Annotated in this window: 29 protein-coding genes and 1 pseudogene; 15 read left to right on the forward strand and 15 right to left on the reverse strand. The window is 70.7% G+C overall.

Going from position 1 to position 26292, the window contains the following annotated elements; translation table 11 throughout:
* Positions 1-13: 13 nt before the first annotated feature.
* The gene (locus ACSRUE_RS24580) at positions 14-859 is read right to left on the reverse strand and encodes an aldo/keto reductase (RefSeq protein ID WP_437766625.1); all 846 of its coding nucleotides are present in this window, start codon (positions 857-859) and stop codon (positions 14-16) included.
* A gap of 355 nt (positions 860-1214) precedes the next feature.
* Here ACSRUE_RS24580 and ACSRUE_RS24585 point away from each other — a divergent pair, with 355 nt between their 5' ends.
* Positions 1215-2102 carry an SCE4755 family polysaccharide monooxygenase-like protein gene (locus ACSRUE_RS24585; protein ID WP_441285714.1) on the forward strand — a complete coding sequence of 296 codons (888 nt, stop codon included), beginning with the start codon at positions 1215-1217 and terminating at the stop codon, positions 2100-2102.
* A gap of 18 nt (positions 2103-2120) precedes the next feature.
* Here ACSRUE_RS24585 and ACSRUE_RS24590 read toward each other — a convergent pair whose 3' ends face one another.
* A complete protein-coding gene (locus tag ACSRUE_RS24590) occupies positions 2121-3026 on the reverse strand; it encodes a PP2C family protein-serine/threonine phosphatase (RefSeq protein WP_441285715.1) in 906 nt (301 codons plus the stop codon).
* 84 nt (positions 3027-3110) lie between these two features.
* Between ACSRUE_RS24590 and ACSRUE_RS24595 the strand changes: the two genes are divergently transcribed.
* From ACSRUE_RS24595 to ACSRUE_RS24620, 6 genes and pseudogenes are all read left to right on the forward strand, one after another.
* A complete protein-coding gene (locus tag ACSRUE_RS24595; protein ID WP_441285716.1) occupies positions 3111-3326 on the forward strand; it encodes a hypothetical protein in 216 nt (71 codons plus the stop codon).
* 245 nt (positions 3327-3571) lie between these two features.
* The gene (locus ACSRUE_RS24600; protein ID WP_441285717.1) at positions 3572-5308 is read left to right on the forward strand and encodes a protein kinase domain-containing protein; all 1737 of its coding nucleotides are present in this window, start codon (positions 3572-3574) and stop codon (positions 5306-5308) included.
* Positions 5309-5368: 60 nt separating this feature from the next.
* Positions 5369-5659, forward strand: a pseudogene (locus ACSRUE_RS24605) (FHA domain-containing protein); the annotation flags it as partial.
* A gap of 174 nt (positions 5660-5833) precedes the next feature.
* Entirely contained in the window at positions 5834-6682 is an 849-nt protein-coding gene (locus ACSRUE_RS24610; protein WP_441293125.1) for a sigma 54-interacting transcriptional regulator, read from the forward strand.
* A gap of 410 nt (positions 6683-7092) precedes the next feature.
* Positions 7093-7755 carry a hypothetical protein gene (locus ACSRUE_RS24615; RefSeq protein ID WP_441285718.1) on the forward strand — a complete coding sequence of 221 codons (663 nt, stop codon included), beginning with the start codon at positions 7093-7095 and terminating at the stop codon, positions 7753-7755.
* Between the two features lie 123 nt (positions 7756-7878).
* Positions 7879-8241: a DUF4351 domain-containing protein gene (locus ACSRUE_RS24620; protein WP_441285719.1), complete on the forward strand. Its 363-nt coding sequence runs from the start codon at positions 7879-7881 to the stop codon at positions 8239-8241.
* A 131-nt stretch (positions 8242-8372) separates the two neighbouring features.
* Here the strand turns inward: ACSRUE_RS24620 and ACSRUE_RS24625 are convergent, their stop codons facing one another.
* The 8 genes from ACSRUE_RS24625 to ACSRUE_RS24660 form a co-directional block, all read right to left on the reverse strand.
* Positions 8373-8990: a glutathione S-transferase family protein gene (locus tag ACSRUE_RS24625; protein WP_441285720.1), complete on the reverse strand. Its 618-nt coding sequence runs from the start codon at positions 8988-8990 to the stop codon at positions 8373-8375.
* Between the two features lie 126 nt (positions 8991-9116).
* Positions 9117-9881: a YkgJ family cysteine cluster protein gene (locus ACSRUE_RS24630; protein ID WP_441285721.1), complete on the reverse strand. Its 765-nt coding sequence runs from the start codon at positions 9879-9881 to the stop codon at positions 9117-9119.
* A 7-nt stretch (positions 9882-9888) separates the two neighbouring features.
* Positions 9889-10572 carry a uracil-DNA glycosylase gene (gene ung / locus ACSRUE_RS24635; RefSeq protein ID WP_441285722.1) on the reverse strand — a complete coding sequence of 228 codons (684 nt, stop codon included), beginning with the start codon at positions 10570-10572 and terminating at the stop codon, positions 9889-9891.
* 7 nt (positions 10573-10579) lie between these two features.
* A complete protein-coding gene (nth, locus tag ACSRUE_RS24640; RefSeq protein ID WP_441285723.1) occupies positions 10580-11212 on the reverse strand; it encodes an endonuclease III in 633 nt (210 codons plus the stop codon).
* 58 nt (positions 11213-11270) lie between these two features.
* On the reverse strand, positions 11271-12593 hold the full coding sequence (locus ACSRUE_RS24645; protein ID WP_441285724.1) for a penicillin-binding transpeptidase domain-containing protein: 1323 nt from the start codon (positions 12591-12593) through the stop codon (positions 11271-11273).
* Positions 12559-12903: a VOC family protein gene (locus ACSRUE_RS24650; RefSeq protein ID WP_441285725.1), complete on the reverse strand. Its 345-nt coding sequence runs from the start codon at positions 12901-12903 to the stop codon at positions 12559-12561. Before ACSRUE_RS24650 ends, ACSRUE_RS24645 begins: the two co-directional genes overlap by 35 nt.
* A 29-nt stretch (positions 12904-12932) precedes the next feature.
* Entirely contained in the window at positions 12933-13541 is a 609-nt protein-coding gene (locus tag ACSRUE_RS24655; protein ID WP_441285726.1) for a YdeI/OmpD-associated family protein, read from the reverse strand.
* Positions 13542-13875: 334 nt separating this feature from the next.
* Positions 13876-14376, reverse strand: coding sequence for a hypothetical protein (locus ACSRUE_RS24660; RefSeq protein ID WP_437766637.1), 501 nt, complete (start codon positions 14374-14376; stop codon positions 13876-13878).
* A gap of 542 nt (positions 14377-14918) precedes the next feature.
* Between ACSRUE_RS24660 and ACSRUE_RS24665 the strand changes: the two genes are divergently transcribed.
* A complete protein-coding gene (locus ACSRUE_RS24665) occupies positions 14919-15425 on the forward strand; it encodes a hypothetical protein (RefSeq protein WP_437766638.1) in 507 nt (168 codons plus the stop codon).
* Positions 15426-15752: 327 nt separating this feature from the next.
* Complete coding sequence (locus tag ACSRUE_RS24670; protein ID WP_441285727.1) at positions 15753-16610, forward strand: hypothetical protein; 858 nt, start codon at positions 15753-15755, stop codon at positions 16608-16610.
* A 76-nt stretch (positions 16611-16686) separates the two neighbouring features.
* Here ACSRUE_RS24670 and ACSRUE_RS24675 read toward each other — a convergent pair whose 3' ends face one another.
* A complete protein-coding gene (locus tag ACSRUE_RS24675) occupies positions 16687-17502 on the reverse strand; it encodes a hypothetical protein (RefSeq protein WP_441285728.1) in 816 nt (271 codons plus the stop codon).
* Between the two features lie 383 nt (positions 17503-17885).
* Here ACSRUE_RS24675 and ACSRUE_RS24680 point away from each other — a divergent pair, with 383 nt between their 5' ends.
* The gene (locus ACSRUE_RS24680; protein WP_441285729.1) at positions 17886-18461 is read left to right on the forward strand and encodes a hypothetical protein; all 576 of its coding nucleotides are present in this window, start codon (positions 17886-17888) and stop codon (positions 18459-18461) included.
* Positions 18462-18469: 8 nt separating this feature from the next.
* Here ACSRUE_RS24680 and ACSRUE_RS24685 read toward each other — a convergent pair whose 3' ends face one another.
* Positions 18470-19018, reverse strand: coding sequence for an EF-hand domain-containing protein (locus tag ACSRUE_RS24685; protein WP_441285730.1), 549 nt, complete (start codon positions 19016-19018; stop codon positions 18470-18472).
* Positions 19019-19290: 272 nt separating this feature from the next.
* On the opposite strand from ACSRUE_RS24685, the gene ACSRUE_RS24690 reads away from it, so the two are divergent.
* Positions 19291-19686: a hypothetical protein gene (locus ACSRUE_RS24690; RefSeq protein WP_441285731.1), complete on the forward strand. Its 396-nt coding sequence runs from the start codon at positions 19291-19293 to the stop codon at positions 19684-19686.
* 104 nt (positions 19687-19790) lie between these two features.
* Entirely contained in the window at positions 19791-20285 is a 495-nt protein-coding gene (locus ACSRUE_RS24695; RefSeq protein WP_441285732.1) for a hypothetical protein, read from the forward strand.
* A 48-nt stretch (positions 20286-20333) separates the two neighbouring features.
* On the opposite strand, the gene ACSRUE_RS24700 is transcribed toward ACSRUE_RS24695, so the two are convergent.
* Positions 20334-20882: an EF-hand domain-containing protein gene (locus tag ACSRUE_RS24700; RefSeq protein ID WP_441285733.1), complete on the reverse strand. Its 549-nt coding sequence runs from the start codon at positions 20880-20882 to the stop codon at positions 20334-20336.
* 290 nt (positions 20883-21172) lie between these two features.
* On the opposite strand from ACSRUE_RS24700, the gene ACSRUE_RS24705 reads away from it, so the two are divergent.
* A complete protein-coding gene (locus ACSRUE_RS24705) occupies positions 21173-21595 on the forward strand; it encodes an ADP-ribosylation/crystallin J1 (protein WP_441285734.1) in 423 nt (140 codons plus the stop codon).
* A gap of 50 nt (positions 21596-21645) precedes the next feature.
* On the opposite strand, the gene ACSRUE_RS24710 is transcribed toward ACSRUE_RS24705, so the two are convergent.
* Entirely contained in the window at positions 21646-24093 is a 2448-nt protein-coding gene (locus ACSRUE_RS24710; RefSeq protein WP_441285735.1) for a hypothetical protein, read from the reverse strand.
* A 214-nt stretch (positions 24094-24307) separates the two neighbouring features.
* Here ACSRUE_RS24710 and ACSRUE_RS24715 point away from each other — a divergent pair, with 214 nt between their 5' ends.
* The gene (locus ACSRUE_RS24715; RefSeq protein WP_441285736.1) at positions 24308-24730 is read left to right on the forward strand and encodes a DoxX family protein; all 423 of its coding nucleotides are present in this window, start codon (positions 24308-24310) and stop codon (positions 24728-24730) included.
* A gap of 96 nt (positions 24731-24826) precedes the next feature.
* Here the strand turns inward: ACSRUE_RS24715 and ACSRUE_RS24720 are convergent, their stop codons facing one another.
* Positions 24827-25132: a hypothetical protein gene (locus ACSRUE_RS24720; RefSeq protein WP_441285737.1), complete on the reverse strand. Its 306-nt coding sequence runs from the start codon at positions 25130-25132 to the stop codon at positions 24827-24829.
* A gap of 133 nt (positions 25133-25265) precedes the next feature.
* Between ACSRUE_RS24720 and ACSRUE_RS24725 the strand changes: the two genes are divergently transcribed.
* Positions 25266-26249, forward strand: coding sequence for an aldo/keto reductase (locus ACSRUE_RS24725; protein WP_441285738.1), 984 nt, complete (start codon positions 25266-25268; stop codon positions 26247-26249).
* Positions 26250-26292 lie beyond the last annotated feature (43 nt).

The raw sequence follows: 26292 nt of genomic DNA on the forward strand, positions 1-26292 counted from the left end.
CTTACCGTCCGTTTCACAGCGTCGGCAGCACGCCGCGATCCCGGCCGAGCGGGAAGGCCGTCTCGAGGCGGGCGATGTCCTCGCTGCTGAGGCGCAGATCGCCCGCGGCCGCGTTGTCGAGCGCGTGGGCGGCGTTCGCGGCCTTGGGGATCACGAAGGTCGGCTGGCGGCGGAGCAGGAAGCGCAGCGCGACCTGCCGCGGCGTCGCGCGGTGGGCGGCGGCGACGGACGCGAGCACCCTGCCCGCCGCGCTGTCCGGTGCCGGGAACCGGCCCGAGCCGAACGGGCTGTAGGCGACGACCGCGATGCCGTGCCGCTCGCAGAGCGGCAGCACCCGGTGCTCGATCGCCCGCTCGAGCAGGTGATAGAGCACCTGGTTGCAGGCGATCTCGCGCGCTCCGGCGATGGCGATCGCCTTCGACAGCTCCGCCTGGTCGAAGTTGCTGACACCGAAATACCGGATCTTGCCCTGGTCCCTCAGGTCCTTGAAGGCGCGGAACGTCTCCTCGAGCGGGTGCGACCCGGGCCAGTGGAGGAGGTAGAGGTCGAGCCTGTCGGTGCGGAGCTGCTCCAGGCTGCGCTCGCACGCCGCGATCGTGCCGGCGTAGCTCGCGTTGCTGGGCAGCACCTTGGAGGCAAGGAACACCTCGTCGCGGCGGCCGGCGATCGCCTTGCCGACGAGCGCCTCGACAGCGCCCGAGCCGTACATCTCCGCCGTGTCGATGTGCGTCATGCCCGCGTCGATCCCCCGCCGGATGGCGTCGATGCAGGCCGCCTCATCGTCCATCTCCATCTGCCAGGTGCCCTGTCCGACGACCGGGATCTTGACGCCAGTAGAACCGAGTGCGCGCTGCTCCATGATGATGAACCTCCGCTTTTGTCACCGGGGGCGGCACGCGCCGCCCCCGCCCGCCGGCAGCGCGGCGGGGCCCCACCCCCACGCGGCCCGTGCTGGCCGCCCTTCACGGAGAGCCGCATGGACACAGCGTTTTCTACCTGATCGGCGTTCCAGAGGCGCCCCTCCGCCCCGGGTGGGATCGCTGAATTCACCACGAAAAGCAAGCTCGAGCGCCTTCACCGGGCCGAGCCCGGCGGTTCGCGACGTCGGTCGCAGGCGCCTTGTCCATAGAAAATTCCTTGCTTGAGGACGTCGCAGACAGACGATGAGCCGCTGTGTAGATTGCGCTGCCCGCGGGCTCCGAGGAGGTGGATCGATGCGTTGCATGCTGATGGGAACGTTCGTACTGGCCGCCGTGATGTCGTTCGCTGGCGTGAGCCGCGCGCACATCGACCTCACGTCCCCCGCGCCGAGGCACGCGGACGACCAGCAGAAGGTGGCGCCTTGCGGTGCTCGCGGCGACGCGCGGGGCGAGACCGTCACCGTGTTCGAGCCGGGCGAGACCATCACGGTGACGTGGAACGAGACGATCGATCACCCCGGGCATTTCCGGATCATGTTCGACGACGACGGCTTCGACGATTTCCCGGAGCCGGCCAATGAGAACGATCTCTGCGAGCCGGGGGTGGACAAGGGCTGCCTGCTCGACGGCATCGCCGACAAGAAGGGAGGGTCGTATTCGGCGGAGGTCACGCTCCCGGACGTGGCGTGTGACAACTGCACGCTTCAGCTCATCCAGGTCATGACGGACAGGAGGCCGGCCACCCTGTACTACCGTTGTGCGGATCTGGTGCTCAAGTCCTCCGACCCTGGCGCCGCGACGAGCGCCGCGAGCTCCGGCGCCGGCACGGGCGGCGGCGCGGGCGGGGACGCGGCGACGAGCGCGAGCAGCAGCGCCACGGTGGGCGCAGGCGGAGACGCGACGACAGGGGCGGGCGCGGGCACGGGCGGGGGCGGCGGGGGCGCAACGACAGGGGCGGGCGCGGGCACGGGCGGGGGCGCAACGACGGGCGCTGGCGTTGACGAGGGCGCTGGCGCGGCGGAGGACGACGGCGGGTGCAGCTTCGGCGGCGCGGCGGGCGGGGCTCCGATCTCGGCGGGGCTCGGCGCGCTCGCCGCCCTCGCGCTCGCGGCGCGCGGGCGGAGGCGAGGCCGGCTGGCGCCGCGGCAGGACGCTGCCGGTCGCGGGCCGCGGCGCTCGTGATCGCGAGCCGGCGCGCCGTCAGGAGCGGCGCGTCGGCCCTTCGGAGAACCTGGCGATCTCGATGAGCTCCGCGGCGCGGTCGCTGGCCGGCGGGGCGAGCCAGGGGCCGTCGAACCGCGTGACCAGCGCGGTCACGTTGTCGCGGCCTCCGGCGGCGAGCGCGGCGTCGATCAGGGCGCTGGCGGCCGCCGCGGGGTCGGGGTGGGCGTCGAGCGCGGCGGCGATGTGCCGATCGTCGACGAGGTCGCTCAGCCCGTCGGTGCAGAGCAGCAGGGTGTCTTCGCGGCGGAGCTCGACGGCGGAGAGCGCGATCCTGAGGTGTTCGCGGAGCCCGAGCGCCTGGAGCATCACGCCCCTGTGCTCGAAGGTGGCGGCCTCTTCGGGCCGCAGCTTGCCGCTGTCGAGCAGCGACTGGAGGAGGGTCTGGTCGCGGGTGAGCTGGGTGAGGACGCCGCTGCGGAGGAGGTAGGCGCGGCTGTCGCCGACCTGCGCGAGCAGGAGGCGCTCATCGCAGAGCGCGGCCACGGTCGCCGTGGTGCCGCTGTTCCGGTGCTGTGAGCTCCGGCGGGCGTTGTCGCGGACGGCGCGCCCAGCCTCGCCGATCGCCTCGAGGAGGCTCCGCTCGAGGGCGTCGCTCGATCGGGGCGCGGCGCGGGTGAGGATGGCGTGGACCATGCGCGCCGCGAGCCGGCTCGCCGCGTCGGGGGACGACGCGCCGCCGGAGCCGTCGTAGACGCCGAGCGACAGGGCGAGCGGCGGCTCGACGGACGCCTGGGCGGCCGCGGGCCCGTGGGCGAGCCCGCGCGCGAGATCGCTGATCAGGAAGGTATCCTCGTTGTGCTCGCGGCTGAGGCCCACGTCGGTCCGGGCCGCCACGGCGACCGCCGCGGCGTGTTCGACGGCGGACGTGCGGTACACGGGCATGCGCGCATCGTACCGCGGGGGCGCTGTCCGAGGGAGGGCGCTCGACGCGCGGCGCGCCTCGTGCCTCAAATGAAGAGAGACCGCATGAGGCTGCTCCCCAACCCCGAGCGCGCGTGGGAGCGCGCCGCGCACGTCCAGACCCTCGCGCGCGCCGAGATCGAGCGGCGGATCGAGGGGTTCGAGCGCTGGGCCGCGGCGTTCGACCTGTTCAACCTGGTGGGGCTCCTCGACGGGGCGGAGCCTGGCTCGCGCCGGGCGGCCGATGTCTGTGGCCGCATCTTGGAAGTCGCCGAGCGTTGATCAGGGCTGCTCGCTCGATGCGAGAGAACATGTAGAACGGACGACTCCAGCGTGGCGCGTCCAGGCACGGGCCCACGAGGGCTGAGCCAGCAGCCCTCGTCGGCGAGCGTTGCCCACCCTCTCTGAATCACCCCCTTCTGTCGGGCAGACCGCTGCGGTAACTATGGATCGTGCAGCTTCGCCCCGGCGTCCGTGTCGACCGCTACACCTTGATGGAACCCCTCGGCCGGGGAGGGCAGGGGGCCGTGTGGAAGGTCCACGATCCGCTCGACGGGAGCGTGCGTGCCCTCAAGCTGTTCTTCTTGAGCGGCCTCGAGGGAGGAGCCGCGGAACGCGCCCGGCGCGAGGCAAGAGCCGTCGCCGGCGCCATCCATCCGGCCCTGGTCCCCTGCCGCGCCCTCTTCGAAGCGCCTGCGGACGGGGTCGTGGGGCTGGTCTTCGACTTCGTGCAAGGCCAGTCGCTCGCGGACGCGGCGACGCGTATGTCGCTAGCTCAGCGCGGCGCCGTGCTGGCTCAGATCGCGGCCGCGCTGGCCCATGTACATGGTCTTGGCCTCTTGCATCGCGATCTGAAGCCCGCCAACGTGCTCATCACAGACGCGTTCTGGGGCGCCGCGGATGCGCCCGGCAGCGTGCGGCTCATCGACTTCGGGATCGCCGCGCCCGCCGGGAACCCTAGGCCGCTGACGGCCACGGGCGCGGTCATCGGCACCGTTGCGTACATGGCGCCCGAACTGCTCGCGCCTGGGCGCTGGCTCCCGCTGCGTGAGGGGTTCACCCGCGACGTGTTCGCGTTCGGCGTTCTCGCGTGCGAGCTGCTCTGCGGAGCGCACCCGACTGGGCTCTCCGTCGATGCGTCGGTGGAGGCGTTCATCGACGCCTATGTCGCCGCGGAGGAAGGACATCGCCCCTGGCCGCCCCAGGTGCCGGACGCCTCCTGGGCCGAGACGATCTGTGCGTGCCTCGAGATCCAGCCGCGGCGGCGGTTAAGTCATGGCGCTGCGCTCTTGGAGCGGATCGAAACAGCGGCGCGGGCGAGCCCGGGGCAGCTGCGCGTCGCGTTGCCGCGCGCGAGCGCGACGGACCCGCATCTTGGCCCGACCGAGCTCCAGGTGCACGCAGGACGAACCTCCTGGCCCGGACCGCGCGCGAGCCACCCGCCCCGCACCACGCCGATGCCGTCACCGCCATCCGCGGCGCTGCGGCCCTCCCTCCCGACGCTCTCGCCGGCTGACGGGTCGCGGCGGTCTTCGGCGACGTCCGTCCCCGCGCGGAGCACGCATGCAGTGCGCGCGGAGCCGCCCTCCACGCCTGGCAAGGCGGGTCGAACGGCGCTCCTCCTAGCGGTGGGGTTGGCGCTCGGGGCCGCGGCCTCTGCGGGCGCATGGATGCTCGCGGGTCGACCGGAGCCCGACGCCGGCGAGGTGGCGTCGATGACGCTGCCCGCCGCGCCGGGCGTGGTGTCCGTGCGGCCCGATCCGCTCCAGGTTGCGCCGCCGAAGCAGCCCGAGGTGACGCCGTGCTGCAACAAGCAGGGAGAGTGCTTTTCCAAGGGCATGACCTGTCTGCAGGCCCCGTGCGAGGACGTCGCCTTGCCGGATCGTTCGTGGTTGCTGCGGCTCACGGGGGTTGCCCGGCGACCGGATGGCGAAACGAGGTTCACCGAGGACATGTCCAGGACTCACCCGGCCGCACAAGCATGTGTGCGCCGCCAGTCCACCGGCGAAGAGATCTGCATCCCGTTCACGCAGGACCCGGCAGCGCGAGGTGAGCCCGAACGACTGCAGATCACGACGGCCGAGCTGGCGCGTGGCGAGGTCGTGATCCGGGTGACGGAGGCGGGCGTGCCGCTCTCGGAGGGGCGTGTCGCGGCCAACTACGACTGGCTCAGGAGCGGCGTGCTGTGCCAGGGCTTGCTGCTCTTCGTGGGCGAGAGGGCCAGCGCCTCGGTGCGGGTCGCCGTCGCGTTGGACGCAGAATGAGGACGGGGTGCGGCAGGCTTGCGAGGGAGCCGCTCCGAGGGGGCCGATGATGAGGGCGCGATGACCACCCGACCGCCGCGCGATGCGCCCACCGACGAGCACCGGCCCCCGACCGGCACACGCCGCGATCGAGGAACGCCAGCGCTTCTCGCCGCCTTTCCTGCCAATATCGCCGTGCCTCTCCCGTCCCCCGGGGTTTACGTCGGACGGGCATGGCTTGCGGCGGCGGGCCTCAACGACACGAAGGTCTCGTCCAACCACCTTCGCCTGACGCGGGCGGGAGGGCGTCTGCAGATCGAGGATGTGGGCTCGCGCAACGGGACATGGCTCGACGGCCATCGGCTCCCAGCGGATGAGCCGGTGCCCATCGAGGATGGGTCCATCTTGCGCGTGGGCGAAACCCTGCTTGTCTATCGCGAGGCGTACGCGGGGCCAGCCGAACCGGAGCCGGCCGTTGGCGGTCTTGCGGGGCCGTGGGGGCTCCGCGCAGCCCGCGCGGAGCTAGACCGGCTGGCCACGCGGCCCGTGCGCAACGTCCTCATCACAGGGGAGAGCGGTACGGGCAAGGAGATGCTTGCCGAGGCGGTCGTGCGGGCCCTCAGGCGTTCGAACGGTCCTTTCACGCGCGTCAACGTGGCGGGCATCGCCGCGAGCGTGTTCGAGGGGCAGCTCTTCGGCTGGGAGCGCGGGGCGTTCTCGGGGAGCGGCGCGAGTAACCCTGGGCTGCTGCGAGCGAGCGCTGGAGGAGCGGTGTTCCTCGACGAGATCGGCGAGCTGCCGGTCGAGCTGCAACCCAAGCTGCTGCGCGTCCTCGAGAACCAGGAGGTGCTCGCAGTCGGCGCGAAGGAACCGGCGCACGTGGATATCGCCGTCATCGCGGCGACCAACCGTCCGCTCGAGGAGGCCGTCCAGCAGGGCAGGTTCCGCCTCGACCTGCTGGCGCGGTTTCCGGTGCGCATCTCGCTGCCGCCGCTGCGGGAGCGACCGGAGGATGTGTTCGCGATCCTGCGGGCGCTCTGGGAGCGCGCGTACGGCCCTCTGCAGCTCGGTCGCGTGAGGGTGGACGTGGAGGCCGTGGAGCTCATGATGCTCCATGACTGGCCGGCGAACGTGCGTGGCGTGAACCAGCTGGTCGCGGCGGCAGATCCGGCGGTGGGGCTCAAGCTCTCGATCGTGGAGCAGGTGCTCGCTGTACGCGCGTCGACGGCCGCGCCGCCACCGACGACGCGGGAGGCGATCCAGGAGGCGCTCGACGCCTGCGGCGGTAACCAGAGCCAGGCGGCGAAGCGTCTCGGGCTGTCCCGGGCTCAGCTGCTCCGGCGGCTCAAGGCCATTCAACACGAGGCCGGCGAGCGGCCATCGCGAAAGCGGTGAGCGGCGGGCTGGTCCCGAGAGCGGACGAACGCCGATGCATCGCCGTCACGCGCGCGGGCACCATCGAAGGCGTCGCGCGCGCCCGAGAGCTCCGGTGAGGCCCATCGGCATGCTCATGACCTCCTGCTGGGCGCCGCTCTGGAGCACCCGGCATGCCGAGGGCGCGCTGTGCGTTTCGAAGCGCGCAGCCTGCTCCTGGGACGCGAGCGCCCCAGCCCGTCGACTTCCCTCGCCCCTGATCGCGATCACCCGCGCGGCCGCGCACCCTGAACGCGATCACCTCGCGGCGCTGGAGCCTGGCTTCGGCAACACGCGCCATCGGGCGTCGCCCTGCTCCGTTCACGTGGCCGCGCGTGCGTGGGCTTTCCGCGAGACGCTGGCCGGCGACTTGCACCTTCGGCCGAAAGCACATGACGACGCCCACCTCGAACGCTTCCGCGTCCTCTTCTGTCTCGAGCCGTTGGCAGGTTGTGCTCGCGGCGATCGCGCTCGCCGTCTGGTCGCTCCTGATCGCCGCGCCGACCGCGCTGCTCTTCTTGGTCCTTTGGGCCGCTGTCCTGGTCGTCGCTGCCGCAGGCCTCCTCGACGCGACCGGGGGAATGGATCCGCAGGGCTTCGCCGCCGCTGTCGATCTGACCGGCAAAGTGATGGTCTTCGCATCCGGGGCGGCCTTTGCAGGCAAGCTCGTCGAATTCAGGCAACGCCGTTCGAACGCTGTCGCGATGTCGTCGGCTCCGCATGTTCCGTGGCTCTTCTGGCAATCCTTCGTCGGCCTGGGTTGCGCGTTGCTGATCGTTGATCTCGTCCTGTTGCCGCTCGCGTATGCGGGGGTCGTCGAGGTGCCGAGATCCATTCGCGGCGCAGGCGTCATCGGAGGGGCAGCGACGCTCCTTGTCCTCGCGTCCTGGGCGCTCTTCAACGCATGGTGGAGAGCGATGCGCGCGCTCTGGGCTGGCGCGCGTAGCTCGTCGTTCTTCGCAGGCATCCTGACGGCGTGTGGCCTCATCGCCGGTTTGAGCGCTTATGCTCTCGGGAGCGCTGTCGTGGTCCCTCTGCTCTTCCCCGCTGCGTGAAGGCGCATTGCCGGAAGTCGCCCCCTTATCAGGCTGCTGGCCAGCGGCGACGTCGTGGCGCTCTATGGGGGTCGAGCCTCTCGACGGCGACCGCAGCGCTCGAAACTCCTCGGCTCCGGGCGCGTGCTGCGCGAGGCGCTCGCCGATCTGGCGGCGATGCCGGAGGACGCCTGGGAGAGGAGCGTCGCCACGCCTCTCCTGGTACATTTCCAGCTCGGGCTCGATGAGCAGGCGACGAGCGAGGAGGACGACGTGAGCGCAGAGATCCGGGCGTGGTTCGAGGATTACCAGCAAAAGCTGCGCAACGAAGGGCTGAAGGAAGGGGGACGCAACCTCCTGCTGCGGCAGCTCCGGGCCCGCTTCGGCGAGCTGCCCGCCGCCGTCGTCGCTCGCGTCGATGCAGCCGACGTGGCCGAGCTCGAGCGGTGGGGCGAGCGGGTGCTCGGCGCGCGGACGCTCGACGAGGTGCTCGGCGCACCGAGCTGAAGGGCCGAGGAGGGGCCGCCGTGCTGCCCGGCCGCGCAGGGGCGGCAGCGTGCTCCGGCGTCCCCGGCGTCGCCGACCACCCCGTCGCTGTCTGCGCAGAAGACGGCCCGCGCAGGGCAGGCCGTCAGGCGTCAGGACGACACCTTCACCCAGGCGGGGCGCTCGCTGATCCGCTTCCACCACGCCGCGACGTTCGGCCGATCGGTGATGAGCTCCCCGAGCTTCGACACAACGAGACACTGGAGGTACGGCATCCACGAGATGTCGGCCAGCGAGTAGCTCGAGCCCGCGAGGTACTCGTGGCCGGCCAGCGCCTTCTCGACCACGTCGAGCGCCCTCACGACCTCGGCCTTGGCCGCATCGACGATCGCCTCGTCGCCCTGCTTGCCCTGCATCGGCAGGAAGACCCGCTGGAAGACGATCTTGACCGCCGGGGTGGCGAAGTACGACTGCTCCACGCTGAGCCACTGATCCATGAGCGCCCTCGCCCTGAGCTCGGTCGGCGTCAGCGGAGCTCCCGGAAGCTTGTGATCGAGGTAACGCATGATCGCCCTCGACTCGTAGAGCGTGAAGTCCTCGTCCTCGAGCACCGGGATCACGCCGAAGGGGTGGCGCGCGAGGTGCTCGGGCTGCTTGTGCGCGCCCTTCATCAGGTCGACGAGCACGAACTGCGCCTCCTGGCCCTTCTCGGCGAGCACCGTCAGGACCTTGCGCGTACACGTGCTCATGGGATGTCCGTAGATCTTCATCGCGTCTCCTTAGACCTGTATTCCGTCGCGAGGCGCCGACCGGCGGCGGCCTCCACGGCGCGCTAGCCTAAACGGATTTCTCGGACCGCGATCGCCCAGATGATGCGGGCCGATTGCGGCGCGCGATCAGCCCTCGCGCCGCCGATCCTCCTGCCACTCGGCGTCGCGGGCCGCGGCGAAGACCGGGAGGCGCGCGAGCCACCGCTCGCCGGCGTTCGGGCGCTCGAGCGCGATGCGCAGGGCTGCGATCAGCTCGAGCGGCGCGACGTCGAGGCCCTGCTCCTTCGCAGCCCAGCCCAGCCCGGCGAGGACGGCGTTGGCGACCTCGTAGCTCGGGCGGTGCATCGGCGCCGTGGGCACGGACGCTGGCGCGGCGAAGTGGCGCTCGCACGCGGCGGCGTCGAGGGAGCCCCAGGCCGCGCACACGATCGGGCGGACAGCGTGGATCGAGCAGGCGCCGCGCTCGTCGAGCAGCGGGCAGGGGACGCCGGCCTCGGCGCGCTCCAGGCGGGCGAGCCCGCGCGTCGCCGCGTCGGCGGCGCGGACGCGCTCCTCCAGCGCGGCGAGCTCCGCCTGGCTCCGCGTGGCGCGCAGGTGGGCCGCGATGCGGAGCACCTCCGGCGCCAGCACGAGCACCTTGCTGACGCAGCAGGTCGCGCAGCCGGCCCTGCAGGCGATGGGCCGATCGGGCGGCTCGGCGCCCACCGAGGCCGCCTGCAGCGCCTCGGCCCGCGCGAGCGCCGAGGCCGCGGCCGACACCGCGCCGGCCTCGGTGCACGCGGCGAGCAACGGCGCGAGCGCGGCGCGCTCCCCGTCGGCGATCCCCTCGAGGACGGCGGGGGTGTACCGCGTCCCGCGGGCGAGCGGCAGGGAGCGCTTCCGCCGGGTCATCGCGGCGCTACGCGGTCTCCGGGAGCCGCCAGTCGATCTCGTCGGCGCCGCGGGCGCGGAGGGCGCTGTTGATGGTCGAGAACGGCTTGCTGCCGAAGAAGCCGCTCCTCGCCGACAGCGGCGAGGGGTGAGCCGCCTTGATGACCGTGTGGCGTTTCTCGTTGATGAGCTTCGCCTTCTTCTGCGCGTGGCCGCCCCAGAGCACGAACACCACCCCGTCGGGCCTGTCGTTGACCTTCTTGATGACCGCGTCGGTGAACGACTCCCAGCCCTGGTTCTTGTGGGAGTTCGGCGTGTGCGCCCGGACGGTGAGCACGGTGTTCAGCAGCAGCACGCCCTGGGTGGCCCACGTGGTGAGGCAGCCGTGGCTCGGGATCGTGAAGCCCGGCAGATCCGAGACCGCCTCCTTGTACATGTTGGCCAGCGACGGCGGCGGCGTGACGCCCGGGCGCACGGAGAAGCACAGCCCGTGGGCCTGCCCGTCGTCGTGGTACGGGTCCTGGCCGAGGAGCAGCACGCGCACGCTCTCGTACGGCGTGAGCTTGAACGCGGCGAAGACGTCCTCCTCCGCCGGAAACACCTGGTGCGCCTTCCGCTCGTCCTCGACGAAGCGCGCCAGCTTCTTGAAGTACGGCTGCTCGAGCTCTCCGGCGAGCACGCGCTCCCACGAGGCAGGTAGATCGATCTTCATCTCTCGCTCAGACCCCTTCCTTCGGACAGAACTCGCTCATCCGGCACTCCCCGCACTTCGGCTTCCTGGCGACGCAGGTGTAGCGGCCGTGCAGCACCAGCGCAGGGCCGAAGAACGTCCATTGATCCTTCGGCACGATCTTCATCAGATCCTCCTCGATCTGCTCGGGCTTCTCGCGCTTCGAGAGGCCGATGCGCCCGCTGAGGCGGGCGACGTGGGTGTCGACGATGATCCCCGAGGGGATGTCGAACGCCGTGTTGAGCACGACGTTCGCCGTCTTCCTGGCCACGCCCGGCAGCGTGGTGAGCTCGGCCATGGTCGCGGGCACCTCGCCGCCGAAGCGCGCGACGAGCTCCTTGCACGCGGCCTGCACCGTCTTCGTCTTCTGCCGGTAGAAGCCGGTCGGCCTGAGCTCTTCCTCGAGCTCCGCCGTGGGCGCGTCGGCGTACGCCTGCGCCGTCGGGTACTTCGGGAAGAGCGTGGCGGTCACCCGGTTGACGCGCTCGTCCGTGCACTGCGCGGCCAGGATGGTCGCGACGAGCAGGTCGAGCGGCGTCTTCCAGTCGAGCTCGTAACGCGCGTCGGGGTACGCCTCGCGCAGCTGCTCGAGGAGGAGGGGGATGCGGTCTCGGGCGTTCATGGGGGGGTCATCGCAGCGTAACCCAGCCCCGGGCCGCCCGTCAGCGGGGCTCGGCCCCTCAGCGCCGCCGCGCGACGAGCCCCGGCCGCCTTCGGCCGAAGTAGATCTCGAGCAGCTCGCGCCCCACGAGGTTCGCCTTGGTGCGCCACGCGATGTCGTTGGCCAGCATCACGGAGACCGCGATCTCGGGGCGATCCGACGGCGCGAACGAGGCGAACCACGAGAACATCCGCGACGGCCTGCCGCCGATGAGCGTGCCGGTCTTGGCGGCGACGGGCATGGTGCCGAGGGCGCGGGTGCCGTCCGGCTTGCGGAACGCCTTGGCGCAGGTGCCCCGCCGCGTGGTGATCTCGAGCATCGACCGGAGGGTGCGCGCGACGTCGGCCCGGAGGCCGCGGCCGTCGGTGCTCCGCGGCGTGACGGCGCCCGCGTCCTCGCGGTCCTTCGCGTCGTGCGCGCCCGGCGGCGCGAGCAACGAGAGGCGGACGCGCTCGCCGTCGTTGGCGATCGTCTGCATGGCGAACAGGGCGCCGAGCGGGCTGAGCCGCCCGCTCCAGAAGCCCGCGGCGGCGCGGGCGAGGCCGAGCCCGCCGGCGGGGATGTTGGCGGTGCTCGGCGCGACGGGGATGTCGATGGGGACCTCGCCGTCGAAGCCGAGGTCACGGGCCTTGTTGCGCAGGTCGTCGGCCGTGAGGTGCCGGCCTGCGAGGCGCGCGAAGACGCCGTTGATGCTGCGGCCGAGCGCCTCGCCGAAGACGGTGCAGGTGGTGCCGCGGCCCTCCAGATCGGCCGCGGTGATCGCGCTCATGCCGCCCGTGTAGCAGACGGGCGTGGCGACGTTCACCTTGCGGCCCTCGAGCAGCGCCGCCGCGGTGACGATCTTGAAGAGGCTCGCGCTCGGGGCGAGCGGGGTGGCGACGTAGTCCCTGTCTCCGCGGCTCGCCCACACGAGGATGCGGCCGGTGCGGACGTCGGAGGCGACGATGGCGCCCTCGGGGGCGCCGGAGCGGGCGAGGAGGCGCTCGGCGGCGCGCTGGAGCTCGGGATCGAGCGTGAGGCGCACCTGCTTGCCCGACGCGCCGACCGTGGCGTGGACGGCGCCGGCCTCGACGTGGAGCTTTCGGACGCCCGGCGGCGCCGGGGATGCCGTCGCCGGCGCGATCCCGACGGCGATCGCGGCGGCGAGCGCGAGGAAGAGACGTGATCGCACCGCGCGGAGATGCCAGGAGGCGCGCGGGAGGGCCAAGTTCCGCGCGGCGTTCGCGACGGCGCCTCGTCGCCCGAGGAGGAGGGGGGAGCGGTCCATGAGGAGCACCGCCCGCTCCCCGGCTTTGCCCTGGAGGGGCTCAGCGTACTTGTTCCAGGGCGATCCGATGGCCATCGGGATCGATGACCGTCACGGGTGAGCTGCCCTCCGAGCCGGTGGCGCCGACCACCGCGCCCAGCGCTCTGAGCGACTCCAGGATCCGATCGAGGTCGGAAACGACGAGCCCCAGGCGGAGGCCGGACGTCGGCTTGTCGGAGAGCGGATAGAGCTCGAGGACCATGCCACCCACGTCGCACGCGTAGTGCTTCGGTCCGTTGCCGTGCTGTTCTGGAGACAAGCGCAGGCCAAGGCCTTCGTAGAACCGCCGCGAGCGCTCGAGGTCCGCGCACCGGAGGACCACGTAGGCAACACGTTGCACGCTCATTGGAGGGGAGCCGCGCGCGCTGACCGAGGTCAGCGCCGCCCTTCCGGCACGATGGTCTCACCGCGCGCCAGCATCTCCACCAGCGCCGCGATCTTCTTCGCGCGCCCGGCGGGCGTCTTCATGTTGTTCGTGCGAAACGCCAGCGCGAAGAGGTTCTGGCGCCCGAGGGTCTGGAACGTCTTGCGCGCCCGTGGGTTCGCCTCGATGGCCGCGCGAAGGTCCTCGGGAAGGGTGTCTTCGGTCGCGCTGCGGATGGGGGCGTAGGCGGCCTCCCAGCGACCATCCGCCTTCGCGGCGTCGACCTGCCGCTGGCCGTGCGGGGTCATGCGGCCGGCTGCCGTCAGCCGAGCGATGTGATCCCTGTTGATCTGGCTCCAGACGCTCCTCGCCCTGCGAGGGGTGTACCGCTGCAGAAACGAGACCTCGTCGAAGGATTTCCGGATGCCGTCGATCCACCCCCAGCACAGGGCCACGTCCAGCGCCTGCGCGGTGGTCACCGTCGGCACGCCCGAGTCCTTCTTGTGAACCTTCAGCCACAGCTCCGTCTCGCGGGCGTGGTTCGCGGCCATCCAGGCTTCGAAGGCCGCCTCGGTGGGAAAGCTCTTGATCTTGTCTGGATTGGGAATGATCGGCGCCATGAAAAAGGTCCCGGTTGAAGTCTATCGATCAAGGTGCCCAGGGAGCCGGCACGCCGGGTCCTCTGCACGTACCAGGGCTCTTCCTCGGGAGGGAGAACATCGAAGGTTGCCCATGGCGACCAAGTTGCGCCCGTGTCCACAACTCGCCTTTCTGTGTGTCTTTTTTTTACTGCCCAACGTGTCGTTAAGCCGCGGGCGGGCAACAAAGGCAACCGACCGACAGCTTCAACGGCATGTTGGAGCGCTGAACGATATTGAAACATCGGTGATGATGCCACGGCAGGGATTGGCAGCTCGTCCCGATTTGCCTCGGTTTAGCGATCCTGTGACCGAGTCACTCCGCCCCTGGTTTCAAGAGAACGTTGTCGGTTACCTCGCGTGCGCCTGGCAGGCGCAAAATGTCATTCATCCTATAGTTCTTGTTGAGCTGTGTGCCGGTCGTTCCGGCGAAGTGGCTCACCAGGTCGTTAAGGAGAGAATCGGCGGGCACAAGCACTGCCCGCACGATCGTGCCTCCCTCCCTCTTTGCACAAATCGCGGCAGTAACACCCACGAAGTGCCGTCTGACCTTCGACTCCGGTCGATCCACAGATTCTCGTGTGCCGAAGTGGAAGTTGAACTGGTCTGTAATGCTGACTTTGTACTCGAATTTCTCGCCGGTTGGCGCGACTCCGTCGGCACCCTTGTCCGAAACAGCGAGTAAGTGGCCCATGTGGTGTGCGAGCAGTATTTCGCCCACTCCACCCTTTGCCATCGCGTCCCGTAGACCCACGGCGACCGTCGCCGCGAAGGCGGCCCTAAGGTGCTCAACGATTTTATCGTAGGGATGGGGCACTGGCTGTTCTTCCGTTCAACGAGTAGTCGACTGGTCAACCGAAGCCGGCGGACGAGGTCCATGTATTGGGGCGCCTTTGGTGACCTCGCGCACGGAGTGTCTCATGCAGTGGCGCTGCGCCGCAAGCTCCGAGTGCGGTCCAGCGCCGTACGGTAGACCCGTCGAACACAGGCGCGGTCGCGGCCTTTCCGGGGTGCCACGAGGCGCTTGTGGGGGCGCGGTGGACCGCGCGGACGGGGACGGCGCCGCGCCTAGGCGACGCGCCGAGGTGGCCTCGTCCAAGCCAGCTCTTGCGGTCGACCTGTCAGGTCGACGTGCTCTTCTGTACTTGATGTGTGGCAGGAGGCGTCTTTCAGGTGCTGTGGCTGAGCCAGCGATGGCGAGGGAGATCCGCGCGCGGCTCGGGCTCCCGCTGGAAGCTCCGGAATGCCTAGCGCGCGAGCCCACGGAAGGGGTGGCCTGGTCCGAGGGATCCGCGTGCGGGAGGCCCGCCGCCGCGGCGGTCGTCGCCGCGCTCCGGGTCTGGTAGGGTGCGCGCAGAGGTGCATGTGCTCAAGCTGCCGAAAGATCTCGTCGCCGATCCGCGCCATGACGCGGTGTTCGAGCTCCTCACCAAGCATGCGGGTCTCTTGTGGGAGAGCGGCCGGAACCGGGTGGCGACGCTCCCGATGACCGACGCGCTGGCCGCGGAGCTCCGCGGCGCGCTCGCGGCCGAGCACGCCTGCCACGGCCTCGAGCTCATCGCCGACAAGCTCGCCAGGGAGCAGAAGGGGCTGGACGCCGCGGCCAGGAGGGCCCCGGAGAGCCCGCAGAACGCCCGCGCGTCGCGCATCCTCTTCCTCGCGAGCGACGGCAGCACCCGCTTCTATCGCGACTGCGACGCGCTCCTCTCCCGCTACCCGCAGCGCCTCCTGGCCTGTCGGCTCGAGATCGCCGGCGAGGCGCTGGGCGAGAAGCTCACGGGGAGCGCAAGGCTCATCCGGAGCGTGCTTGTCCTCGACAAGAAGGTTGCCGCCAGAGCGCTGCTCGCCCTGCTCCCGCCGGGCTGACGCCCGACGCCGCCACGGCGCGCTCCAGCACCGCGCGTCCTCCGTCTACGCTGCGCTCGCGCGCCGTCAGCACCGCCGGCGCGGCCTCCTGGAGAGGCACGCCTCTGCGCCTGGAGGTCTTGGCCTTCAGGCCACAGCCTCCACACCGGCGCCTGGAGCATTTTAACAGAGCTGTTGGCGTGCTCCCTTCCCGGCGCTCGGTCCACGAGCGCCCCCTCAAGATCACCGGAAATCCGCGCCCGCCGGACCGGCACGCTGCGTGCTCAGCGTGCTCGGGAGGAAGGACAGTCCGTCGATCAATCCATCCCCGGCCGGAGAGAACCCATCATGAAATCTACCACATTCATTCTCAGCAGCCTCGTTGTCCCCTTCGCCCTCGTCGGTTGCCTCTCGGACGCCGAACCTCACGACGAGGGGCTCATGGACGTCGAGGAGGCCGCGGCCTTCCCCGAGGCAGCCCGCGCCCCGGCGGAGGTGCAGCCGTTCGAAGGCATCGGCGCGCAGAACACAGCGCCGGCGGCGGACGCGCTCGCCCAGCAGACGCTGAGCCCCGCCGGGAAGTCCGGCGCAGAGATCGCGGTCAGCGTCGGCGGCAGCGCGCAGTCCCGCGTCCTCCTCCAGCTCCCGATCGTCAACCTGCTGTATAACCCCGGCTTCGAGAACGCGCAGGCCGGCATCCCGTCGGGCTTCATCGATCATGGCAACGCCAGCGCCTCTTGGTTCGCCGGCTGGGGCACCGCGGCGGACTCCTGGCCTGCAACGAGCAATGACCTGAACTACGGCGCCATCGCGACATGGCTCAAGACCGACGTCGTGCACACCGCCAACAAGCGCAGCCTCCTTGTGTCCGCGACGACGACCAACGGCGGCATCGCCCAGCAGTACTGGACATCCGCCAGCCCGCCGCCGAACAACCCCTACCTGCGGTTCAGCGTCTGGGTCTATACCGTGACCGGACAGGTGACGATAGGGCTCGGCAGCGGCGGGACGGGTTATAACACCAGGACCTCGACCCAGACCGGAAAGTGGGAGTACCTCCAGACCTGCGGCACGTCCTTCAACAACGAGGTCTACATCTACACGATCGGCGGGCCGGCCGTGTACTACGTGGACGACGCCAACGTGTCGGCGACGCCTTCGCCCCTCCTCGACCAGTATTGCTCGCCCGGCGCCGTCGTCTTCTGATCCACGCCGCTGCTCGGCGCGCAAGTCGGGAGAACCCGCGCCGGGCGCGCCGAACATGGGCTCCGCGCCCCATCGCTCAGTCGGTGCAGCACGGGGCCCCGCCGGGGGCGTCGCAGGTCGCCGGATCGTCGCTGCACGGCAGCCCCCAGGCCACGGTGGCGCCGAGGACGACCTCCAGCTGCGCGGTATGCTTCGTCGAGCCGTCGTCGTTGCGCGCCTCCGCCGCGAGGATCACGTGGGTCCCCTCCTTGAGCACGGCTTCCGGCTCCCACTGCCTTCCGGGGAGGAACGCGATGAGCCCGTACGCGTGCGGGAACTCCCCGGGGAGGAGCTCGATCATCCCCTCCTGCGGCACCCCCGGCGGGAACAGGTCGCCGGTCGCAGGGTCCTTGACGCTGTACCGCACGCGGACCCTCGTGCCGCAATCGCTGCAGCCGACGGCGAACCAGAGGTGATATCCCCCCTGCGGCCCGGCCATCACCGGGAGCGTGGCGCCCTCCTCGATGCTCTCGAAGCAGGTCTGGCCAGTCCCGATCTCGAACACAGCGGGGTTGTCCGGCAGGCGGCACCCGCCGCCGCCGCCCGCCCCGGTGGAGCTTCCGCCGCCGCCCGCCCCCGTGGAGCTTCCACCTTCGCCTGCGGAGCTTCCGCCGCCTTCCCCGGTGGAGCCGCCGGCGCCCGATCCATTCGAGCTTTCGCCGCCGCCCTCGCCGGTCGAGGTGCTGTCGACGCTCCCCTCGCTGGTGGAGCTACCGCCGCCGCCCTCGCCGGTGGAGCCGCCGCCGCCCATCGCGTCTGACTCGACGCTCGAGCTGCAGTGGAGGCACAGCAGCGCGAGGGTGAACACGGGAGTCGCTTGCCAGCGGGTCAATGCGCGAAGGAAAGATCTCATGGGGAGCACCTGGAACACGCGAGGGCGCTGTAAAGGGGAGAACCGGAGCGCTCCCTCCTTCAGGCGCGATGTCCCGGAGGGCCGCGGCGGGCTCGACGCGAGCCTCGGCCCTGGCCGACTTGGCAGCAACCGTTCCATCGCGCGCTCCGCCCGATCCGGGCGCTTTCCCGAGCGCGTTCGCCAGCGCGCTGCGCCACGTGTGCCAGGCGCAGGCAGCTCTGGCACAGGGACCAGGCGCCCGCGGCCCGGCCGGCGCGGCGTGCGCGCTGGAGAGGTGCATCGACGGCGCGCCCGGCCCCGGCGGGCGTCTTCGAGACCCACGCCATGCCTTGGCGCGCTATGGTGCTGTCTCCCGGCCTGGGGCCGGGGGTTCCTTGCCGCCCATGCCGACGACCCGCCTGTTGCATAGCGCCGAGATCCCCCAGGCCGACAACCTCGCGAACGTGCGGCGCGTGCTGGAGGCGCTCTCGGGCGGGGTGACCGAGAAGGAGCGGATCTCCGAGCAGACGGGCATCTCCTTGCGGCACGTCGGCTATGCGCTCGCCGCTGCCCGGGTCCTCGGCTGGCTCGTCGACGACGGCGCCTCGATCACGCCTGCGGCACGCGAGCTTCTCGCCACGTCGTCCGGCTCTGCCGACGAGCGGGCGCACCTGCGGCGCGCGATCTTCGCGTGCGAGGTCGTGAAGGAGGTCGCGCCGGATCTCTTCGAGCCCGCGGCGCCGACGCGGGAGGCGCTCGCGCGGCGCATCTTCCGCTCCACCGCGGGCATCGGGAAGGAGACGGCGCGCCGGCGCGCGCAGACCCTGCTCGCCTGGCGGAGCCAGGTGCTGGAGCGGCAGCTCCCGCTCTTTCCGAAGCGTCCGAGGAAGCGCGGCGCCGCGGCCGCAGCGAGCGCCGGCGAGGAGACAGCGCCGGGCGAGGGGACGGCCTCGGGCGAGGAGACAGCGCCGCGGCGCTGACCTCGCTGCTACTTCGCTGCCGGCGGCTTGCGCGCCGCGTGCGCCGCGCGCAGCTCGTCGGCGCTCACCTTGCCGTCGCGGTTCGCGTCCGCCGCCTTCATCCGCTCCCAGCGCTTGTCGCCCACCTCGTCCCTGGTGAGGAAGCCGTCGCCGTTCTTGTCCTTCTTGGCGAAGCGCGCCTTCTGCTTCGCCGCCCGGTCCTTCATGCGCAGCTCGGCGTGCGCCTTGAGCTCTTCTGCCGACAGGGTGCCGTCGTTGTTGGTGTCGGCCTTGCCGAGCCGCTTCTGCGCCTTCTCGGGGAGCTCAGCGACGGTCAGCTTGCCGTCGCCGTTCTTGTCGAAGCGCTTGATGAGGCTGGCCGGGTCCTTGGGGCCGTGATGGCGGCGGGCGTCCTTGCCCTGGCCTTGGTGCGGCGCCGGCTTGCCTCCCGTTCCGCCCGCGCCGTTCGCGGCGTAGGCCGCTCCGCCGCCGGCGAGGACGGCCGCGGCAAGGAAGCTGCCGAGGACGAGGCGACGGATCGCGCTGTGGGTCTTGCTGGAGAAGAGGGCGAGCTTCATCGGGGTCGTGCTCCTTGGTGCAAGGGCCAGCGTGTTCTTGCCGGCTTCTGTTCCTGGGACGCGCTCCGGGCCGCCCTCCCTACGCGCCCCTCGATCGTTTTTCAGCGGGCGCGACCCCCCGGCACCTCCGGTTCGCGGCGATGTCCTCCAGGCAGGGGAGCCCGGCGCGCGGATCCCGCTATTCCGGGTCGGGGAAGGTGCATAACCTGGGATCCTCGCCGCGCGGCGCCCAGCGAGACCGCGCTGGAACGCGCGCCGGGAAGGACGAACGCATGAACCCTTATGCACCTCCGACCGCATCCATCGAGCATCACGCCGCGGGCGTCGAGCAGATCAGCCCGGAGCGGCGCCTCGAGATCCAGAAGAAGCTGAGTCGCTACAGCACCTTCAGCTTCCTCTTCGGGTTGCCGGGGATCCTGCTGCAATCGGCGGGTCGCGCGACGGACAACGCTGCCATCACGCTCCTCGGCGTCGCCCTGTTCGTCACCGCCCTCGTGTATTACGCGAAGATGCGCGGCCGGAGCGGCGCGTGGGGGATCGTGGGGCTGGGCACCTGCATCGGCCTGGCGCTCCTCTACTTCCTGCCGAAGCACTGCCTGAACTGCGAGGCGAAGCACTCGTACCGATCGAAGGGTTGCGATCGCTGCGGCGCGCCGCTCGGCTCTTGAGCGCCGGCGCTCGACGACGTTCTGCGGAGCGCGGCGCCGCGGCAGGCGGACCGCGGGCCTCGATCTCGGGCCCCGCGCGGCGCTGCAAGGGGTAGGATGCCGCCATGAACCGCGTTTCCAGGAAGATGACGGTCACGGCGATCGCGCTCGCGGGGGTCGCAGCCGGCTACGGGCTCCTGAGCTCGCGCGTTTCCGACCCGAAGACGCTGGTGGGCCGCGTCTGGATCGAGCGGCTTCCGAGGGGCGACACGGACCTTGTCGAGCTCGTCGTGCTGCTCGCCGACGAGCCGATCGGCGTCTTCCGGCGTTCATCTCAGTACGAGGGCTCATTTGCCCTGTTTCGTTACGAGCTCCGCGGCAACGACAAGGTGCAGCTGCTCTTCCCGCAGGACAAATCGAGGCACGAGGTCGCCTTCGATGCGCGGCCGTGCGATGTGAAGGGCTTCGACTACTGCCTCGATCTGAGCGGCGCTCCACGGGGCGCGGCGAAGTACTACAGCCGGAAGGAATGGGAGATCGAGGGGAGCGACCTGCCGGCGCTGGAGAGCGCGCTGCGAGCGCTCGGTGATGAGCTGCTCCGGTCCGCGCCGGAGCCGTGAACGGAGCAGGCCGACCACGGCTCTTCGCGTCGCGCGCTCTCCTCGGAGCTACCGCGCTGCCGGCGGCTTGCGCGCGGAGCGCGCCGCGCGCAGCTCGTCGGCGCTCACCTTGCCGTCGCGGTTCGCGTCCGCCGCCTTCATCCGCTCCCAGCGCTTGTCGCCCACCTCGTCCTTGGTGAGGAAGCCGTCGCCGTTCTTGTCCTTCTTGGCGAAGCGCGCCTTGTGCTTCGCTTGCCGGTCCTTCATGCGCAGCTCGGCGTGCGCCTTGAGCTCCTCGGCCGACAGGGTGCCGTCGTTGTTGGTGTCGGCCTTTCCGAGCCGCTTCTGCGCCTTCTCGGGGAGCTCTGCGACGGTCAGCTTGCCGTCGCCGTTCTTGTCGAAGCGCTTGATGAGGCGGGCCGGGTCCTTCGGGCCGTGCTGGCGGTGGGCGTCCTTGCCCTGGCCCTGGTGCGGCGCCGGCTTGCCCCCCGTTCCGCCCGCGCCGTTCGCCGCGTAGGCCGCTCCGCCTCCGGCGAGGACGGCCGCGGCAAGGAAGCTGCCGAGGATGAAGCGACGGAGCGCGGTGTGGGTCTTGTTGGAGAAGAGGGCGAGGGTCATCGGGTCGTGCTCCTTGGTGCAAGGGCCAGCGTGTTCTTGCCGGCTTCTGTTCCTGGGACGCGCCCCGGGCCGCCCTCCCTACGCGTACCTCGATCTTTTTTCAGCGGGCGCGGCCGTGGCCCACGGCACCTCGCTCGGCCTCGGCCCGCCACCACCCGCCTGTGGGCAGGGGCCGCGCGCAGCCCGCTCGTGTGAGCCTCCGCGCAACGCATCGAGGTCGCAGCGCCGGCGCCGGCAGACGGACGCCGAGATCCACGTCCAGCGGGGGTATAATGGAAGCAGAGACGACGATGATCTTGTACCGCCCCGTGGGCCTCGCCGAGCTCCGGCTCATCGCAGAGGCCGGCTATCGAGCGTTCCCGCCGCGGCTGTCGCATCAGCCGATCTTCTATCCGGTGCTGACCGAAGAGTACGCGCGCAAGATCGCCCGCGACTGGAACACCGCCGATGAGACCTCCGGGTTCGCGGGGTGGGTGACGCGGTTCGAGGTCGAGGACGACTTTGCCCGCAGGTATCCTGTGCAGATCGCGGGCGGACGCTCCCACGAGGAGCTCTGGGTGCCCGCCGAGGAGCTGGAGGAGTTCAACCGGCATCTCGTCGGGACCATCGAGGTCACCGAGGTCTATTGCGGGCCGATGTTTCAGGGAGACATCGATCCTGCGACCCGCCTCCCCCTCGGTTGGCTCCGCAACCCGCCCACGAAGGTCGGTTGAGGCCGTGGAGCTCTCACCCCCGCAGCCAGCCCCCTCCCGGCGAGATGGACCTACTCGCCGGGGCAGGCGATGAACAGCGTGGCCCCCTGCTGGGCTTCACCCCTGCCGACGAACCGGATCTTGCGGCGCTCGTCTGCGGGGCAGTCGGCGACGATGGCCGTGTCGCCGCGGCCGTTCGCCGGGTCGACGTAGCACCACCCGTGTACCGGCTCGCCGCCCGCCTCGACACTGTCGCTCGCGTCGTGCCTGCACGCCTCGCCCTCTGCGCCTGTGAGCTGCTCGATCTCGCACACGCAATCCCAGCCGGCGGCCGCTGCGATCGGATCGGCGAGGACCTCTTCCTTCGCCGCCGCGTGCTCCTCCGTGACGTCGGCGCGCGCCGGGATGTCAGCGCAGCTGCATGCGCCCTGGGAGTTGCGCGCCTCGAGGATCAGACAGGCGACCTCCCCTCCAGCCTCGGGCGTCAGCGTGCGCTGCAGGCACCGGCTGTCGAGCCCCGTCTTCAGGCGGTCGATGATGGCGCCGATCGCCGGCCGGTAGCCGAAGTCGGCCGCGTTCGCGTCCGTGAGCTGGCGCGGGCACACCGAGCCGACGATGCCCTGGGGGCCGAGCTCCCGGATGAGCTGCAGCTCGCGGAGGCTCGGGTAGGCCTTCACCTTGATCTGCGTCGTCGACCTGGGCGCCGGATCCTCCTGGCCGTTCCCCGCTTCCGGCTCGCACAGCGGGTTGTCGATCGCCTGACCCCCCACCGCTCTGCAGTCGCAGCTCTGAGCCGCCCCGTCGCAGCGCTTCACCGCGTCGCTGGGGAGATCGAAGATGCAAGCGTACTGGAGGTCCCCCGTGCCATCCGCCGGGATCGTGTACTCGCGGCCGTTGATGGCGTTCCAGCCGGTCGCCTGCGGCGGGACGATCGTGTCGCCGGTGATCGGGTTCGCGCCGGAGCGAGGCTTCATCGACTCGACCATGAAGGGATCCTTCGGCGGCTGGTACTTCGCGGGATCGCCGAGGATGAGCTCCCAGGTGCTGCCGTAGTCGCCCACCGGAGCGCTGAGCTCGTCGGCGCTCTTGAGCCCGCCGACCGGCTCGCCTTCCTGGTTGCGGCCGTTCAGCAGGTCGGGCTGGCCTTGCGCGTTCTGGCGCGCGATGTCCTGCCATGGCACGCCGACGATGCCGGCGAAGAAGACGAGCCCGGGATCGCGGATGCCATAGTCGAGGTCGTCCGGGTTCGGATCGCTGAAGATCGGGTTCGGGACCAGCTCGCCCCTGCGGTTCGGGATCTGCGTCTCGGTGAAGGCGCGCCTGTAGCGGTCGATCGGATAGAGGAAGTTGAAGCCGAACCGGCGCTTCTGGTCCCAGCAGCGAGAGTTGATCGGGTCCTCCGCGGCGGTCAGCCTGGCCGCGTCGCCGTCCGGGCCTGTGCACGCCGGGTCCTCGGTGCAGCCCGTCTGATCCTGGCGGCACGACCTGCAGCACGTGTTGCCCGGGTCCTGGGCGCACTCGGCGCGCGGCCGCCACATCCGGAAGCCCGGCGCGGTCTCCGCGACGAGGTAGTCCATGCCCTCCTCGCGGATCGAGCAGTCGTTCTCGTCGGTGAGCATGAGGATCGCGAGGAGCGAGCTCGGCCGCAGGAAGTCGGCGCGCTGCGTCTTGACGACGGCATCCTCGCCGGTGACGACGATGTACTCGGTGGCCGGGTCGACGCTGATCGTCGCGTAGGGCTCCGGGTCGACGAGGAAGCGGTACACGCTCTCGAGCTGCGCCTCGAAGCCGCAGCCGGTCTGCCCCGTGCCCCTGACCATCGCGGTGAGCTGCCCGACCAGCGACGTGTCGTTGAGGTCGGCGCTCGAATCGGCGCTGATGTCCGCCTCGCCGTCGAGCGGATCCGGCCTCTCCGGCTCGCCATCGAGCTTCTGATCCGGATCCCAGGCCAGGAAGCCCCGGTCGAGGTAGGTCGGGAGGTCGTTTTCGGTGGAGCTCTCGTTGCTGCGCGCGAGGAGGTGCGCCATGTCCACGTTCGAGGCGCTCGTCGTCGCCTGGCAGGCGCCCGACCCGTGGCCGCCGAGGCTCGAGCTGATGATGCCGATGTGGAGGTCCTTGACCGGCGCGAACTCACGCCTGTAGTCCTGCGGACAGGGGTCGTTCGGCGAGCCGACCGTGGTCGGGGGCATCGCGCCGGTCTCGTGGATGCAGCGCGGGTTGACGAGACCGTGGACGAGGTCGGGGATCGCGATGGCGAGGACGTCCTGCTTGTCGGCCATCGAGCCCGAGTTGTCGATCGCCAGGAGGAGGTCGATCTTGTCGACCGAACCCTGCACCAGCCGCTCGGGGTGCACCGTCGCCGGTCCTGGCTCCGACATGCCCCCTGCGCCGCCCGTCCCTGGGCTCTGCCCATCGTCGCCCTGCTCCGCGCGGATATTCTGCGCGCAGCCGCCAGGCGCAACCGTGGCAACGGCCCAGAGCCAGACCGTCGCTGCTGCAGCCCTGCTCCTGCCCCTCATGGCGCAGAGCCTCTGGCGGTGTGCTTCGTGAGTCAAGCGCTCCGCGCTCCGGGCGCTCGTGCGCCGCCGCCGAGCGCGGCCCAGGAAAAAATCTTCCGGACGACCGATGAGTCGGGCACGGTCGCGCGGTCTTAGGGATCGAATCGGCCGCGCCGCGCCGCCATGACGCCGGGGCGGGAGGACCGATCTGTCCAGAGCGAGCCAGGAGGAGACGATGGAGACGAGCGCCTTGATGTCGCAGCAGGAGCCGGTGGTTGTGTCGAACAAGAAGGTCTGGGCCGGGCGGATCCTCAGCGGCCTCTCGGTGGCGTTCCTGCTCTTCGACAGCATCGGGAAGCTGATGAGGGTGCCCCAGGTGCTGGAGGGGTCGGAGCAGCTCGGCTATCCCGTGAGCTCGGTCCGCGGCATCGGGCTCGTCCTGCTGGCGAGCGTCGTCACCTACATGATCCCGCGCACCTCCGTGCTCGGCGCGATCCTGCTGACGGGCTTCCTGGGCGGCGCCGTCGCCACGCACGTGCGCGTCGACAACCCGCTGTTCAGCCACGTCCTGTTCCCTGTGTACGTCGCCGCGATGATCTGGGGCGGGCTGCTCCTGCGTGACGAGCGGCTGCGCGCGCTGCTCCCGTTCCGGAAGTAGCGGGGATCGAGAAATGCTCGCGCGACCGATGAGCTTGAGCGGGTCGCGCGGTCTGTGATGGAGGAGCGCCCGGGGTGCCGGGCGAGCACCCCGTCTTCATCTGAATTGTACAGTGTGACGGCTGTCTGAAGCCTCCGGCGAGAGTTTCATCTCTCCCGGGAGGGTGTCGACAGCCTCCGGCGAGAGTTTCAACTCTCCCGGGAGGGTGTCGACAGCCTCCGGCGAGAGTTTCAACTCTCCCGGGAGGGTGTCGACAGCCTCCGGCGAGAGTTTCATCTCTCCCGGGAGGGTGTCGACAGCCTCCGGCGAGAGTTTCATCTCTCCCGGGAAGGTGTCGACAGCCTCCGGCGAGAGTTTCATCTCTCCCGGGAGGGTGTCGACAGCCTCCGGCGAGAGTTTCATCTCTCCCGGGAGGGTGCCAGCACCCTCCAACCGGTCGCTCGAGGGGTCGAACCGCCCTTGACTCCGTGCGTGCGCTCACTTTTACGTTGGCGTCCGTCGCCGCGGCCTCTCCGTGGCGCCAAGGAGCCCCACCATGCACACCCGCAAGCTCGGAACTCTGCAGGTCTCCGCCCTCGGCCTCGGCTGCATGGGCATGAGTGATTTCTATGGTGAGCGCGACGAGACCGAGGCGATCGCCACGATCCACCGCGCCGTCGAGCTCGGCGTCACGCTGCTCGACACCGCGGACATGTATGGTCCCTTCACGAACGAGGAGCTCGTCGGCCGGGCCATCGCGGGCCGGCGCGATCGCGTCGTCCTCGCGACCAAGTGCGGCATCGTCCGCGACCCGAACGACGTCACGGTCCGCGGCATCAACGGCGCGCCGGCGTACATCCGCTCGGCGTGCGACGCGAGCCTGCGGCGCCTGCGCGTCGACGTGATCGATCTCTACCAGCTGCACCGCGTGGATCCGAAGACGCCCATCGAGGACAGCGTCGGCGCGATGGCGGACCTCGTGAAGGCCGGCAAGGTGCGCGCGATCGGCCTCTCCGAGGCGAGCTCGTCGACGCTCCGGCGCGCCCACGCGGTGCACCCGCTCGCGTCGGTGCAGACCGAGTACTCGCTCTGGTCGCGCGATCCCGAGGACGACGTGCTCGCCACGTGCCGCGAGCTAGGCATCGGCTTCCTCGCGTACAGCCCCCTCGGCCGCGGCTTCCTCACGGGGCAGATCCGGCGCTTCGAGGATCTCGCGCCGGACGACTACCGCCGCACCTCGCCGCGATTTCAGGGCGAGAACTTCCAGCGGAACCTCGATCTCGTCGCGAAGGTCGAGGGCGTCGCGCGGGAGAAGGGCGTGAAGGCGTCGCAGCTCGCGCTCGCCTGGGTGCTCGCGCAGGGGGACTTCATCGTCCCGATCCCCGGCACGAAGCGCCGCACCTACCTCGAGGAGAACGTCGCCGCGGCGGCGATCACGCTCGGCGAGGCCGAGCTGCGGCGCCTGGACGCGGTGGTGCCGAAGGGCGCGGCCGCCGGCCTCCGCTATCCGGAGCCCGGCATGCAGCTCGTGAACCGGTGAGCGAGGCGGCCTGAGGAGCACGCTTCGGCCACGGCCGCGAGCG

Origin of the sequence: Sorangium sp. KYC3313 (genome assembly GCF_052075895.1) — a bacterium.
Lineage (GTDB): Bacteria > Myxococcota_A > Polyangia > Polyangiales > Polyangiaceae > Sorangium > Sorangium cellulosum_B.

Bases quoted from the DNA above. Each gene is read 5' to 3' on its own strand.
- ACSRUE_RS24580 (WP_437766625.1), bottom strand. From the start codon at position 859: ATGGAGCAGCGCGCACTCGGTTCTACTGGCGTCAAGATCCCGGTCGTC.
- ACSRUE_RS24585 (WP_441285714.1), top strand. From the start codon at position 1,215: ATGCGTTGCATGCTGATGGGAACGTTCGTACTGGCCGCCGTGATGTCG.
- ACSRUE_RS24590 (WP_441285715.1), bottom strand. From the start codon at position 3,026: ATGCCCGTGTACCGCACGTCCGCCGTCGAACACGCCGCGGCGGTCGCC.
- ACSRUE_RS24595 (WP_441285716.1), top strand. From the start codon at position 3,111: ATGAGGCTGCTCCCCAACCCCGAGCGCGCGTGGGAGCGCGCCGCGCAC.
- ACSRUE_RS24615 (WP_441285718.1), top strand. From the start codon at position 7,093: ATGACGACGCCCACCTCGAACGCTTCCGCGTCCTCTTCTGTCTCGAGC.
- ACSRUE_RS24625 (WP_441285720.1), bottom strand. From the start codon at position 8,990: ATGAAGATCTACGGACATCCCATGAGCACGTGTACGCGCAAGGTCCTG.
- ACSRUE_RS24630 (WP_441285721.1), bottom strand. From the start codon at position 9,881: ATGACCCGGCGGAAGCGCTCCCTGCCGCTCGCCCGCGGGACGCGGTAC.
- ung (WP_441285722.1), bottom strand. From the start codon at position 10,572: ATGAAGATCGATCTACCTGCCTCGTGGGAGCGCGTGCTCGCCGGAGAG.
- nth (WP_441285723.1), bottom strand. From the start codon at position 11,212: ATGAACGCCCGAGACCGCATCCCCCTCCTCCTCGAGCAGCTGCGCGAG.
- ACSRUE_RS24645 (WP_441285724.1), bottom strand. From the start codon at position 12,593: ATGGCCATCGGATCGCCCTGGAACAAGTACGCTGAGCCCCTCCAGGGC.
- ACSRUE_RS24650 (WP_441285725.1), bottom strand. From the start codon at position 12,903: ATGAGCGTGCAACGTGTTGCCTACGTGGTCCTCCGGTGCGCGGACCTC.
- ACSRUE_RS24655 (WP_441285726.1), bottom strand. From the start codon at position 13,541: ATGGCGCCGATCATTCCCAATCCAGACAAGATCAAGAGCTTTCCCACC.
- ACSRUE_RS24670 (WP_441285727.1), top strand. From the start codon at position 15,753: ATGAAATCTACCACATTCATTCTCAGCAGCCTCGTTGTCCCCTTCGCC.
- ACSRUE_RS24675 (WP_441285728.1), bottom strand. From the start codon at position 17,502: ATGAGATCTTTCCTTCGCGCATTGACCCGCTGGCAAGCGACTCCCGTG.
- ACSRUE_RS24680 (WP_441285729.1), top strand. From the start codon at position 17,886: ATGCCGACGACCCGCCTGTTGCATAGCGCCGAGATCCCCCAGGCCGAC.
- ACSRUE_RS24685 (WP_441285730.1), bottom strand. From the start codon at position 19,018: ATGAAGCTCGCCCTCTTCTCCAGCAAGACCCACAGCGCGATCCGTCGC.
- ACSRUE_RS24690 (WP_441285731.1), top strand. From the start codon at position 19,291: ATGAACCCTTATGCACCTCCGACCGCATCCATCGAGCATCACGCCGCG.
- ACSRUE_RS24695 (WP_441285732.1), top strand. From the start codon at position 19,791: ATGAACCGCGTTTCCAGGAAGATGACGGTCACGGCGATCGCGCTCGCG.
- ACSRUE_RS24700 (WP_441285733.1), bottom strand. From the start codon at position 20,882: ATGACCCTCGCCCTCTTCTCCAACAAGACCCACACCGCGCTCCGTCGC.
- ACSRUE_RS24705 (WP_441285734.1), top strand. From the start codon at position 21,173: ATGATCTTGTACCGCCCCGTGGGCCTCGCCGAGCTCCGGCTCATCGCA.
- ACSRUE_RS24710 (WP_441285735.1), bottom strand. From the start codon at position 24,093: ATGAGGGGCAGGAGCAGGGCTGCAGCAGCGACGGTCTGGCTCTGGGCC.
- ACSRUE_RS24715 (WP_441285736.1), top strand. From the start codon at position 24,308: ATGGAGACGAGCGCCTTGATGTCGCAGCAGGAGCCGGTGGTTGTGTCG.
- ACSRUE_RS24720 (WP_441285737.1), bottom strand. From the start codon at position 25,132: ATGAAACTCTCGCCGGAGGCTGTCGACACCCTCCCGGGAGAGATGAAA.
- ACSRUE_RS24725 (WP_441285738.1), top strand. From the start codon at position 25,266: ATGCACACCCGCAAGCTCGGAACTCTGCAGGTCTCCGCCCTCGGCCTC.